Origin of the sequence: Serratia sp. Ser99 (genome assembly GCF_024519545.1) — a bacterium.
Classification (GTDB): Bacteria; Pseudomonadota; Gammaproteobacteria; order Enterobacterales; family Enterobacteriaceae; genus Serratia; species Serratia liquefaciens.
Map to the genome: position 1 here is coordinate 112,921 of NZ_JALJRT010000011.1, position 13,009 is coordinate 125,929.

A 13,009-nucleotide genomic window follows, 5' to 3' on the forward strand; every position below is an offset into this window, starting at 1 on the left:
GGCGCATCGATGACTCGAGCGCCCCTTGCCGATCGCCTGCGAATTAAATGCCGGCGGTCTCTTTAATATAACGGCGCGCCTTCACCGCATACTCAAACGGGTTGGCCAGCGCCGGATCCTGCTCGGCCTCCACCACCATCCACCCTTTGTAACCGCGCTCATCCAGCAGTTTAAACACCGGACGGAAGTCGATCACCCCATCACCCGGCACGGTAAAGGTGCCTTTCTTCACGCCGTCGAGGAAGCTGAGTTTGTTGGCCTTTACCTCGGCCACCACGTCGTCACGCACATCTTTCAGATGCACATGGTTAATACGCGGCAGGTATTTTTCCAGTATCGCCATCATCGCCTGCTGGCTGCCTTCTGAATAGTAAGCATGGCCAGTATCAAACAGCAGGTAGACGTCGTCGTTCACCATGCTCATGTAACGGTCGATCTCGGCGGTAGTTTGAATGCCGGTACCCATATGGTGGTGCAGACAAACCTGCATGCCCTTGCCGGAAGCAATCTTGGCCAGCTCATTGTAGCCATCGGCCACTCGCTGCCACTCTTCATCGCTGAAATACGGCTTCTCTTCGAACACCCCTTTGGTGGTGCCCTGAATGCTTTTGCTCTGCTCGGAGCAGCCAATGACCTTGGCGCCCATCGCATGCAGGAAATTCATATGGTTAATAAATTCATCAATGGTTTTTTCTTTCTGACCATCGGCGAAGAAGGTGCTGAACCAGGCGTTGCAGATTTGAATGCCGCGGATATCCAGCATCGGCTTGAGCACCGCCGGATCGCGCGGATACTTGCTGCCCACTTCACTGCCGGTAAACCCGGCCAGCGCCATTTCGCTGACGCACTGCTGGAAAGTGTTCTCTTTGCCCAGGTCGGGCATGTCGTCGTTGGTCCAGCCAATCGGGGCGATGGCCAGTTTTACGTTGTCTTTATTCATTTTCAGCCTCAATCATAGGAGCAGCACGCCGGTGATTTCACACCCACGCAGCCGAGAAATTTATTTACCCAACAGCTCTTTTTCGATGCGCTCTCGGGTCGCTACCGCCTGAGTTTTCATTCGTTCCGGATAGCCAAACAGCGAGGTGCAGATAATGGATTCGCCGCCCACCTTAAAATTACGATTGGCAAACTCCATATCGCGCAACGTCTGGAACAGGGCATCGAAATCCACTTCCCCTTCGCCGATACCCATATGCTGGTGCACGGCGGCGTCTACACCCGGCGGGTTGACGATATAGCGGCAGTGCTTGGTATGGTTCATGGTGTCGGCGATCAACACGTGCGAGAGATCGTCACCGGCATATTTCAGCATGCCGGCCACGTCACCCTGGCCTTTGTCGTAGTAGAAGGTGTGCGGCACGCTGTAGAGATACTTCACGTGATCGCTGCGTAACGACTTGACGATATCGGCGGTTTCGTTGCTCAGCTCGCAGAAATCCCACGGGTGCGATTGGATTTCCATGCGGATGCCCTCGCGCTCGATAATCGGCAGCAGCTCCTCCATTGAGCGGTACCACAGTTCTTCACAGATCTCCGGCTCATTGGGGTTACCCGCCAGCTCGGTATTGATCACCTGCACACCCATTTCCACTGCGATTTCAATCATCCGGCGCCAGTTTTTGACCGCCGCCTGGCGGCGATCTTCGCCCGGACCGGACCAGCGATACACCACGATAAACGAGGAAATCTCCACGCCGGTGGCCTTCAGCGCATTTTTGTATTCCGCCATCACTTCGCGCCCGGCTTTCGGATGCTTGTAGAACGGATTGATCTGCGGGTGTGGTGACTGCTCAATATACTGATAGCCCCAGTCCGCCACCTGCTCAACCATTTTGGTGATGCCAAGGTCCCTGATGACATCCACATCAAAAGCGATCTTCATGGTCATTCCTCTTTAAACGTAAGTGCGGCGCTCAACTCATCAGTTGCCGTAAAAAGCCGGGCGCGGCGGCAAGGTCACCGGCACAATTTCACCGCTGAGTTGCGCGGCCACGCAGGCGTCGGCAGTGACAGAAGCGGCATAACCATCCCAGGCGGAAGGCCCGGTCAGCTTGCCGGCCAAGACGTCATTGATAAAGCCTTGCAGCTCGACGTCATAAGCATCGATAAAGCGGTCTTTCCAGTCGGTCAGAATTTCGGTAGACAGTCGGGCGCCGCTGCGCATCTGCACCGAAGACGGCTCTGGCAGCTTGGCAATGCCGGTTTCACCCACCACCTCACACTGGATGTCATAGCCGTATTGGCAGTTAACGAAAATTTCGACGTCGATGCGCGTGCCTTTGGCGGTTTCGAACAGCACAATTTGCGGATCTTTCAGGTGCGGGAACGCCTTGGGGCTTTTACGCGGGAACACGACCTGCACCGAGACATAGTCGTCATCCAGCAGCCAGCGCAGCACGTCAATCTCGTGGATCAGGGTGTCGGTGATCGCCATATCCGTGGTGTAAGCTTCGCCGACGGTCGGGTTGCGGTGTGCGCAGTGCAGCATCAGCGCTTCGCCAATTTGCCCGCTGGTCAGCACCTGTTTTAATGCGCGGTAACCCTGATCGTAAGGGCGCATAAAGCCGACCTGCACCAGACGTTTACCGTGTTTCGCTTCGGCCTCGACGATGTTTTTGCAGCCCTGAGCGGTAACCGCCAGCGGCTTTTCACAGAATACCGGCTTACCGGCGGCAATCGCGGCCAACACAAACTCTTCGTGACTCGGGCCCCAGGAAGTGACCAGCACCGCCTGCACGTCCGCCGCATTGACCAGATCGTGGCCGTTGTCATACACCTTGGCGTCCAGCTTCAGGTCGCTCACCACCTTGGCGGCGCTGTCGCGATTGATGTCGTTGACCGCCACGATACGGCTGCCCTGCAACACTTTGCTGCAGCGGCGAATGTGATCCCGACCGATTGCGCCGGTGCCAATAACCCCAATGTTCAATGTCATTTTCGTTATCCTCTTCAAATAGTTGCGGCAGACGCAAGGTCTGGGTAATCAAACGGGATCCTGATCAGTAGTCGCGGGCCTTATCGATGTTTTCCTGCAGCTTGCGGGCCACGGCGACGATTTTTTCGCTGTTGGCAACCTGGGCACCGCCCACGCGCCACCAGCTGAGATATTTGTGCACCATGGTTTTTGGCAGCACCTTGATGTCCAGCAGGGTCGACACGGTTTGCCGACGGGCATCGGCCAGCGCTTCGATCAGCTGCTGCTCAGTGGTCACGCTGTAGGTCTTGCAACCGTAGGCCGCAGCCAGCATGGCAAAGTTGACCGGCACCAAATTGCCGTCGAGCTTGCCGCCCTGCGGGTTGCGGAAGCGGAACTCGGTGGTGTAGCTGTCCATGCCGTGTTCCATCTGCAGGTTGTTGATGCAGCCGTTGGTCATGTTGTCGAGCAGCACCACGTTGATTTTGCAGCCTTCCTGAATCGACGTGACCAGTTCGGAATGCAGCATCATAAAGGCGCCGTCGCCGACCATCGCATACACCTCGCGGTTCGGCTCAGCCAGCTTGACCCCCAGCGCGGCATTGACCTCGTAGCCCATACAGGAGTAGCCGTATTCCACGTGATAACCCTGTTCGCCGTGGTTGTGCCACACCCGTTGCAAATCACCCGGCAGGCTGCCCGCGGCGGCGACGATCACGCTGTCCTGCGGCAGATGCTGGTTCAGCACCCCCAGCACCCGGCTTTGGGTTAACAAGGAGTCGGTCTTTTCGATAAATTCGGCAAACACGCGGTCACGATCGAGGTGGTCGTCAATTTCAGGAACAAAACCTTCTCCGGTGTATTCCACCGCATAAACCCGGGCGGTTTCCTGCTGTTGCGCGCTGCGTGCGTCGGCAATGGCATTGCCCCAGCCGGCGCGATAATCTGCCTGTGCCAGCCGTTCGCTCAGTGCGGACAGCGCTTCGCGGGCATCGGCCAACACCTGCACGCCGTCGAGCTTGCCGGCGTCAAAAGCGCTGACGTTAATATTGAGGAAATCGACGTCCGGATGCTGGAACAGCCATTTTGACGAAGTGGTGAAGTCGGTATAACGGGTGCCCACGCCAATCACCAGATCGGCCTGACGGGCCAGCGTATTCGCCGCCAGACAGCCGGTTTCACCGATGCCCCCCAGGTTGAATTCATGGCTGCTAGGCACCGTGCCTTTGCCCGCCTGAGTTTCGGCAAACGGGATGTGGAAACGCTCGGCGAAGTCACGCAGTGCCTGGCCGGCCTGCGAGTATTTCACCCCGCCACCGCACACCAGCAGCGGGCGACGTTTAGCGGTCAGCAGCGCCAACGCATCCTCCAGCATGCCTGCAGTCGCCGGGCGGCGATCGAGCCGATGCACACGCTTTTGGAAGAAATAGTCCGGGTAGTCATAGGCTTCGCCCTGCACGTCCTGCGGCAGGCACAGCGTCACCGCGCCGGTTTCCGCCGGATCGGTCAGCACGCGCATCGCATTGATGCAGGCGCTCATCAGCTGTTCAGGACGCACTATGCGGTCCCAGTATTTGCTCACCGCACGGAAGGCGTCATTGGTGCTGATGCTGAGATCGTAGGACTGTTCAATCTGCTGCAGCACCGGGTCCGGCTGGCGCGAGGCGTAAACATCGCCCGGCAGCAGCAATAAAGGAATGCGGTTGGCGGTGGCGGTCGCGGCGGCGGTGATCATATTGGCGGCGCCGGGCCCGACGGAAGAGGTGCAGGCATAGATCTGCTGACGCAGCTTCTGCTTGGCGAAGCCGGTCGCTGCGTGGGCCATACCCTGCTCGTTACGCCCCTGATGCACCACCAGCTCACCGCTGTCCTGCTCCAGCGCCTGCCCCAGACCGAGGACGTTGCCGTGGCCGAAAATCGCAAAGATGCCTTTGACGAATTTGGTTTCCACGCCGTCGACCAACAGGTACTGGTTGTCGAGGAACCTGACGAGTGCCTGTGCCATGGTTAACCGGATCTTGCCCATTTACTCACCCTTTTAGATTAGTCTCGCCCGCGCCGGCACCAGCTGCATGCCGAACCAGATAAGCTGTGTGATACTCGCCGTCAGCAAGCGCTGTGTCCTGCTTAAGCCGACAACCTGAAACGTGTTGGGATTATAAACAAATATATTTTTCATAAAATCACATTACAGAAGAAACATTTCATTTTGCGATAAAGATCCCATAATGATGAAAACCCCGTTTCATCCATGCCTTTAGAATTCACTGACTTAGCCACCCTTTCACCCGTTGAGGCGTCCACCCAACACCGCCTGAACTCACAGCAAACCTTGGCACCATCAGCCTGTGACACCAAGGATATCCTTGCCGATCCTCGGCGTTTTCACCTCAGGGCGGGCGGGGTTTTCGATGCCCTTTACCGTTGTAGCAACGGGGTTTTAAATGCATCACATTTTTGGGGTGTAAATTTCATTCAATCTTGAAATTGAAATTTTTATTCCTCATACTCCAAAAATGCTTCGCAGTCGGGGTTTCGCTTAATACAGAAGGAAACGGGTATGGCTACACAAGAAAAACAGCTTGATGTCATTTGTCTCGGGCGTATCGCCGTCGATTTTTATGCACAGCAAATCGGCGCACGCCTGGAAGATGCCAGCACATTCTCAAAATATCTCGGCGGCTCTTCCGGCAATGTGGCTTACGGCACGGCCATTCAGGGTCTGAAGTCCGGCATGCTGGCCCGCGTCGGCGACGAACATATGGGCCGTTTCCTGCGCGAAGAACTGCAACGCGTTGGGGCCGACACCCAAAGCCTGATTACCGACCCCCAGCGCCTGACCGGCCTGGTGATCCTCGGCATAAAAGATCAGGAAACCTTCCCGCTGATTTTCTATCGCGAAAACTGCGCCGATATGGCGTTGACGCCGGACGATATCGACGAGGCCTACATTGCATCTTCACGGGCATTGGCCATTACCGGCACCCACCTGTCGCATCCGAACACCCGCGCGGCAGTGTTGAAGGCGCTGGAATACGCCCGACGCCACGGTCTGCGCACCGCGTTGGATATCGATTATCGGCCGGTGCTGTGGGGCCTGACATCGCTGGGCGACGGTGAAACCCGTTTCGTCGAGTCAGAAAAAGTGACCCGCGAACTGCAAGAAGTGCTGCATCACTTTGATCTGATCGTCGGCACCGAAGAAGAGTTTCATATTGCCGGCGGCAGCACCGATACCCTGACCGCATTGAAAAACGTGCGCAAGGCGACCCAGGCCACGCTGGTTTGCAAACGCGGCGCCCAGGGCTGTTCGGTATTTGAAGCGGAGATCCCGACAAGCTGGCAGCAGGTCAAACTGCACTCCGGCGTAAGAGTTGAGGTACTGAACGTACTGGGTGCGGGCGATGCCTTTATGTCCGGCCTGCTGCGCGGTTACCTGAACGATGAAGGTTGGGATCAGGCCTGCCGCTATGCTAATGCCTGCGGCGCACTGGTGGTTTCGCGTCACGGTTGTGCGCCGGCGATGCCGACCAAGCAGGAACTGGATGACTACCTGCAGCGCGAGCAGGAAGTGAAACGTCCGGATCGCGATGCGCGGCTTAACCATCTGCACCGGGTCACTACCCGTAAACAGCAGTGGCCGGAGCTGTGTGTGTTCGCTTTCGACCACCGCAAACAGCTGGCGGACATGGCGCGAGAAGCCAACGTCAGCGAGGAACGCATTCCCAAACTGAAAACCCTGCTGCTGACCGCGGCGCAACAGGCCGCAGAGGTTGCCGGGTTGCAGGGCAACAGCGGCATTCTGGCCGATACCACCTATGGGCAGGCGGCGCTGAACAGCATCACCGGGCAGGGCTGGTGGATTGGCCGACCGATCGAGCTGCCCAGTTCACGCCCGCTACGACTGGAGCACGGCAATATTGGCTCGCAGCTGATCGACTGGCCGCAGGAGCACGTGGTGAAGTGCCTGGTGTTTTACCACCCGCATGACGCCGCCGAACTGCGTCGTGAGCAGGATGAACTGATTGCCGACGTGTATCGCGGTTGCTGCAAGTCCGGCCACGAACTGTTGCTGGAGGTGATCCTGCCGGAAAGCAACGCCGACAAGGCCGAAAGCTACTATCTGGAGATGTTGCAATATTTTTACACGCTGGGCATCAAGCCCGACTGGTGGAAATTGCCGCCGCTGAGCGCAGAAAATTGGCAGCGGGTGGGGGCTTTGATAGAGGCGAACGATCCATTCTGCCGTGGCGTATTGATACTGGGGCTGGACTCACCGGAAGAAACGCTGAAGGCCGGTTTCGCCGCGGCGGCAGACGCCCGTTGGGTAAAAGGTTTTGCCGTCGGCCGCACCATCTTCGGCCAGCCTTCACGCCGCTGGTTGCAGGGCGAACTGGATGACGCCGGCTTAATCGAGCAGGTGAAACAAAAATACCTGACGCTGATTGGCTTCTGGCGCCAATACCGCCCAACCTCTCACTCGTCTTAATCGACAAACCCTCCCCTTAAACGATTTTCGCCGCTTTAAGGGGATTTTTTTGCCGGTTTTCTGTGAAGTAACGCAACTTGCAATCGAATAAATCGCTTTTTGGTGAAATGAAACTTCCGCTCCATCTGTTAGAATGAGCTGTCAATAATTCAGGCGTCAGGCCAATACGCCTTAGCCCACACTGCGAGCCGAATGGATGAACAACCCAACTCAACTTTCGCTGTTACAGGACGAGATCCGCCACCGTTATGAAACGCTGAGCAAGCGTTTGAAACAGGTGGCGCGTTACATTTTGGATAACAGTAACAGCATTGCTTTCGATACCGTCGCCTCCATCGCCGCACAGGCCAGCGTCCCGCCGTCGACCCTGATCCGCTTTGCCAACGCGTTTGGCTTCAGCGGTTTCAACGAAATGAAACAGGTTTTTCGCCAGCACCTGATGGAAGAAACGGTCAACTATACCGAACGGGCCCGCCTGTTTCGCCAGACCTCTACCGACGATAACGTTGCGCCGGAAAAACCGGCGGAAATTCTTAACGTTTTCACCATGGTCAATGCTCAGGCCCTGCAACAGCTGGCGATGCAAACCAGCCCCGAGCAGTTGGATCGCGCGGTTGAGTTGCTGAACAACGCCGAAAATATCTACGTGATCGGTCTGCGTCGCTCATTCAGCGTCGCCTCGTACCTCACCTATGCCTTGCGTCACCTGGAGCGCCGAGCCTTTCTGATCGACGGTTTGGGCGGCATGTTTACCGAGCAACTCAGCATGGTGAAACCCAATGACGTCGTGATCGCCATCAGCTATTCGCCGTATGCGCAGGAAGCGTTGGAACTGGTGGAGTTGGGCGCCAAGCGTGGCGCACAGCAGATTGCCATTACCGACAGCCAGGTCAGCCCGCTGGCCGCCTTCAGCGACGTGTGCTTTGTGGTGCGCGAAGCGCAGGTGGACGGTTTCCGCTCCCAGGTCGCCTCTATGTGTCTGGCGCAAACCCTGGCGGTCTCGCTGGCGCTGAATAACGCCAAAGAAGAGTAATACGTGCAGGATCAACAAGGCCCGGCTAGCCGGGCCTGATGCGAATTATTTCGCCGCTGGGTATCCGTCGCTATTAATCCAGGCGTGGTCTTTTTCCCAGGTGAATTTCCACAGGCGCACCGGCCCGGCCATCACGTTGAGATAGTAGTTGTCGTAACCGGCCAGCGTTGCCACCGGGTGGTAGCCGCGCGGCACCTTGACCACGTCGCGGTTATAGACCGCCATGCACTCGTCCAGCGACCTGTCGTCGGTATAGACCCGTTGCAGGCAAAAGCCCTGTTCCGGCTGGATCCGGTGATAGTAAGTCTCTTCCAGATAGGTTTCATCCGGCGAATCTTCCTGATCGTGTTTGTGGCTAGGGTAAGAGCTGGTATTGCCCTCTTCCGTGTACACTTCCACCACCAACAGGCTGTCGGCCGGTGCGCTGTCCGGCAAGATATTGTGTACCAGACGCTGATTGCGCCCTTTACCGCGCCGCTCTACGCCCACGTCTGCCGGAGTGATCAGCCGCGATGGCAGGTGCCCGTGGCCCGGCGCGCTGCAAACCGCCAACTCCAACGCACTTTCCGCGCGCACTTCAATTCGATCGTGATGCGGCACATACACCGCATAAGGCGGGGTGCGCTCAAAAGGGCTCATCCGTTTACCGATGCTCGGGTATTCCGCTCGCAGGGTAGCGACAGAAGCGATACCGGCGACCAGCACCAGGCACAGTTCTTTGTCGCCGCTTTCCAACTGCAGCGACTGACCGGCTTCGAGACGATAGACGTCAAACCCGACAAAGCGCCAGTCGGCATTCTCCGGGGTGACGTGCTGGATGCGCCCCTCGGCATTTGGCTGCTGACATTTGGCGAGCAATGAAGACATGGTAATTCTCCCAATTAAGTATGAATAGACCCCAAATAATTGGCGTTGCATCATCGTAGGGGCGCTGCATGCCGCGCCCGCATTAATCGGGGCGAATTTATTCGCCCCCTACAGGGTGACTGGGCCAAATACACGCAGCCAACACAGATGCGGCTTGAAAGACGACGGGTATAGTGCCTTAACCCAGCGTCGGCATACTGTATTCAGACACCGTTTGCTGCCCGGTTGGCCAGCGGGCGGTGGCGGTTTTCATCCGGGTGTAGAAACGCACGCCGTCGGTACCGTGAACGTTTAATGCACCGAACACCGAGCGCTTCCAGCCACCAAAGCTGTGGAACGCCATCGGGACAGGCACCGGGACGTTGACCCCCACCATGCCGGCCTGCACTTCCTGCACGAACTGGCGCGCATAGTGACCGTTACTGGTAAAGATAGCGCTGCCGTTACCAAATTCATGGCTATTCACCGTATCGATGGCGGTCTGGTAGTCCGGCACGCGGACAATGCCCAACACCGGCCCGAAGATCTCTTCACGATAGATACGCATTTCCGGCGTAACGTGGTCAAACAGGGTACCGCCAACGTAGTAGCCGTCCGGGTAACCCGCCACCTGATAGTTGCGGCCATCGGCCACCAGGGTAGCGCCCTCTTCCACGCCCAGATCGATATAACCCAGGACTTTCTTCTGATGCGCCGAGGATACCAGCGGCCCCATCTCGTTTTCTTCGCCACCCTGTTTAAGCCCTGGACCAACGCGCAGCTGAGCGATCAGCGGCTTCAGTCTGGCAATCAGTTTATCGGCCGTGTCGTCGCCGACGACCACCGCCACCGGCAACGCCATGCAACGCTCGCCGGCCGAGCCGAATGCGCCGCCCATCAGGGCATTGACCGTCGCGTCCAGATCGGCGTCAGGCATGATGATGGCCTGGTTTTTCGCCGCACCGAAGGCCTGCACCCGCTTGCCGTGGGCACTGGCGGTAGTATAGATATGTTCAGCCACCGCAGAGGAGCCGACAAAGCTCACCGCCTGAATGTGGGGATCGGTGCACAGCTGCGCGGCTTCTTCGTTTGCGCAATGCACCACGTTGAATACGCCGTCCGGCAGCCCGGCTTCTTTCAGCAGTTCGGCCATGCGAACCGAGGCCGAAGGCACCAGCGCCGGGGGCTTGAGCACAAAGGTATTGCCGCAGGCCAGCGCGATAGGGAACATCCACATCGGCACCATCGCCGGGAAGTTGAAGGGAGTGATACCCGCGACCACGCCCAACGGCTGCATCAGCGAGAAGCTGTCAACGCCGCTGCCGACGTCCGCAGAATATTCGCCCTTGATCAGATGTGGAATGCCGCAGGCAAATTCCACCACTTCGATGCCGCGGGTCAGTTCGCCCAGCGCATCGGAATACACCTTGCCATGCTCGCTGACAATCAGCGCCGCCAGCTCGTCGCGATGCTGTTCCAGCAGCGCCTTAAAATTGAACATGATGCGCGCACGGCGCAGCGGTGTGGTGCGCGACCAGTCGGCAAATGCCTGGTGGGCCACGTCAATGGCCTGCTTCACCTCGGCGGCAGTGCTCTGCGTCACGCGGCGTTCAACCTGCCCGGAAGCCGGATTATGCACGTCGACGGTTTGATTGCTGCTGCTCAGGCACACCTGCCCGCCAATAAAGTTACCCACGGTTTTCATGTCTCACCCTCTTTTAAGTCCGCTGTCGCCTGACCGTCTGCGGCCGTAGCGTTTTCATCACACCGCTTGCCGGAGACTGCCCGCAAGCAGGCTAAATCCTGACCGGATGAAGCAAACTCTATTTCATTGAAAAAAAAGTTTCAAATAAATTATTTTAGAAAATTTGTTTTTAGTGCGGAAGGTCGCAGTTTTGCCACGTCACCGTGCAAGGCCATTACATGAAGGAAAAAAAGCGGTCCCTGTGTTCACGTGCTAACGGCAGGGAATTAGCCCTGACTTTTATACAGAAACAGGCAGCCCACGGGGAAAGACGACCCGGCCAGACGCTAAAGGATCGCGCGGTAACGCTTGAGGGGCATTTGCGGTTTTTTTTGAACTGGATCTAAAAATCAATATTTCATTATTCACTAATTATGAAATAAATGTTCTTGTTTACCGAAGCGTTAATTCGACTATCACCGCCTTAATGACAGGCAGGGTCCAACCCCTTCCGCCTCCTCTTCCCTACAACCAACAGCGCGGGTGGAAGCCAGGAAAAAAATCGGAGCAACACATGTCATCTCAGCGTAAGCATAATACCGGGTACATACTGCGAATATGCGGCATTGCGGCACTTGGCGGCATTTTGTTCGGCTACGACACCGCCGTGATCTCCGGCGCGATCGAATCCCTGAAAACCTATTTTAATCTCAGCCCCGCCGAAACCGGCTGGGCCGTTTCCAACGTGGTGATAGGCTGCGTGGTCGGTGCCTTTGCCGCCGGGCCACTGGCCGGGCGATATGGTCGTAAGAAGGCCCTGATGCTGGCGGCAGTGCTGTTCACAATTTCGGCAGTGGGTTCTTCACTGGCGCCAACTTTCACCTGGTTTGTGATTTACCGCATTATCGGCGGTTTGGCGGTGGGTATCGCCGCGACCGTTTCGCCGATGTACATGTCGGAAGTCTCACCCAAAGACATGCGCGGCCGTGCGCTCAGCATGCAGCAATTCGCCATCGTGTTCGGCCAAATCGTGATCTTCTACGTTAACTTCAAAATCGCCAGCATCGCCAGTGAAGCCTGGCTGGTGGAGATGGGCTGGCGCTGGATGTTCGCCTCCGGCGTGCTGCCCTGCATCCTGTTTTGCATTTTGGTATTTATCATTCCAGAGTCGCCACGCTGGAGCGTGATGGTCGGCCGGGACGATCAGGCGCTGGCGATGCTGACCAAAGTGTCCAACGCCGAACATGCGAAAAAAGTGCTGCAGGAAATCAAAGACTCGATAAAACAGGATCAGCAAGCCAGCCAGAAAAAACTCAGCTATGCCGATAAACGGGTACGCTTCATTCTGTTCGTTGGCTGCATGATCGCCATGCTGCAGCAGGTCACCGGGGTTAACGTAATGATGTATTACGCGCCGGTGGTGCTGAAAACCGTCACCGTAAACGCGCAGGAAGCGCTGTTCCAAACCATCTGGATCGGCGTGATGCAGCTGGTCGGTTCCGTCATCGGTGCCATGTTGATGGATCGCATGGGCCGCATCCCACTGATGCGTTGGGGTACGCTGGGCGTCATCGCCGGCCTGCTGATCACCTCCTATGCGCTCTATACCGAGGCCACCGGCTACTTCGCGCTGTTTGGCATGCTGTTCTTTATGGTGTTCTATGCGCTGTCGTGGGGCGTGGGCGCCTGGGTCCTGGTGTCAGAAATCTTCCCCAATCGCATACGCTCTCAGGGCATGAGCATCGCCGTCGGCTGTATGTGGCTGGCCAACTTTGTCGTGTCTCAGACCTTCCCGATGATCAACGATAACCCTTATCTGTTCTCAAGCTTCCACGGTGCCTTCCCGATGTGGGTGTTCGCCGTCTGCTGCCTGTTCAGTTACTGGTTTATCGGCCGCTATATTCCTGAAACACGAGGGGTATCGCTGGAAAAAATGGAGGACGTGGTCATGGCAAAACGCTATCGCCAACCTCAACCCGAAATACAACGCACGCCGCTATAGACCTGTAAATATCAGGCTTTATCAACTCATTCAGGAGT

At 57.0% G+C, this 13,009-nt stretch carries 9 protein-coding genes; 3 read left to right on the forward strand and 6 right to left on the reverse strand.

Annotated features, from left to right (window positions below; all coding sequences use genetic code 11):
* Window positions 1-43 precede the first annotated feature (43 nt).
* The 4 genes from iolE to iolD form a co-directional block, all read right to left on the reverse strand.
* Window positions 44-940 (reverse strand): myo-inosose-2 dehydratase, encoded by an 897-nt coding sequence (gene iolE, locus NR114_RS20385; RefSeq protein WP_115060756.1) that lies wholly within the window; start codon window positions 938-940, stop codon window positions 44-46.
* Window positions 941-1,000: 60 nt separating this feature from the next.
* The gene (locus NR114_RS20390; RefSeq protein WP_044554812.1) at window positions 1,001-1,885 is read right to left on the reverse strand and encodes a sugar phosphate isomerase/epimerase family protein; all 885 of its coding nucleotides are present in this window, start codon (window positions 1,883-1,885) and stop codon (window positions 1,001-1,003) included.
* A gap of 39 nt (window positions 1,886-1,924) precedes the next feature.
* Window positions 1,925-2,938: a Gfo/Idh/MocA family protein gene (locus NR114_RS20395; RefSeq protein ID WP_256814513.1), complete on the reverse strand. Its 1,014-nt coding sequence runs from the start codon at window positions 2,936-2,938 to the stop codon at window positions 1,925-1,927.
* A gap of 64 nt (window positions 2,939-3,002) precedes the next feature.
* Entirely contained in the window at window positions 3,003-4,943 is a 1,941-nt protein-coding gene (iolD, locus tag NR114_RS20400; protein WP_256814514.1) for a 3D-(3,5/4)-trihydroxycyclohexane-1,2-dione acylhydrolase (decyclizing), read from the reverse strand.
* A gap of 534 nt (window positions 4,944-5,477) precedes the next feature.
* Between iolD and iolC the strand changes: the two genes are divergently transcribed.
* Both iolC and NR114_RS20410 read left to right on the forward strand, forming a co-directional pair.
* Entirely contained in the window at window positions 5,478-7,406 is a 1,929-nt protein-coding gene (gene iolC, locus NR114_RS20405) for a 5-dehydro-2-deoxygluconokinase (protein ID WP_122080410.1), read from the forward strand.
* Between the two features lie 196 nt (window positions 7,407-7,602).
* On the forward strand, window positions 7,603-8,439 hold the full coding sequence (locus NR114_RS20410; protein ID WP_020837400.1) for a MurR/RpiR family transcriptional regulator: 837 nt from the start codon (window positions 7,603-7,605) through the stop codon (window positions 8,437-8,439).
* 45 nt (window positions 8,440-8,484) lie between these two features.
* Here NR114_RS20410 and iolB read toward each other — a convergent pair whose 3' ends face one another.
* The gene (iolB, locus tag NR114_RS20415) at window positions 8,485-9,306 is read right to left on the reverse strand and encodes a 5-deoxy-glucuronate isomerase (RefSeq protein WP_234529246.1); all 822 of its coding nucleotides are present in this window, start codon (window positions 9,304-9,306) and stop codon (window positions 8,485-8,487) included.
* A 178-nt stretch (window positions 9,307-9,484) separates the two neighbouring features.
* Entirely contained in the window at window positions 9,485-10,990 is a 1,506-nt protein-coding gene (locus NR114_RS20420; protein ID WP_020837402.1) for a CoA-acylating methylmalonate-semialdehyde dehydrogenase, read from the reverse strand.
* A 553-nt stretch (window positions 10,991-11,543) separates the two neighbouring features.
* On the opposite strand from NR114_RS20420, the gene NR114_RS20425 reads away from it, so the two are divergent.
* The gene (locus tag NR114_RS20425) at window positions 11,544-12,971 is read left to right on the forward strand and encodes a sugar porter family MFS transporter (RefSeq protein ID WP_234529247.1); all 1,428 of its coding nucleotides are present in this window, start codon (window positions 11,544-11,546) and stop codon (window positions 12,969-12,971) included.
* The last annotated feature ends 38 nt before the right edge of the window (window positions 12,972-13,009 follow it).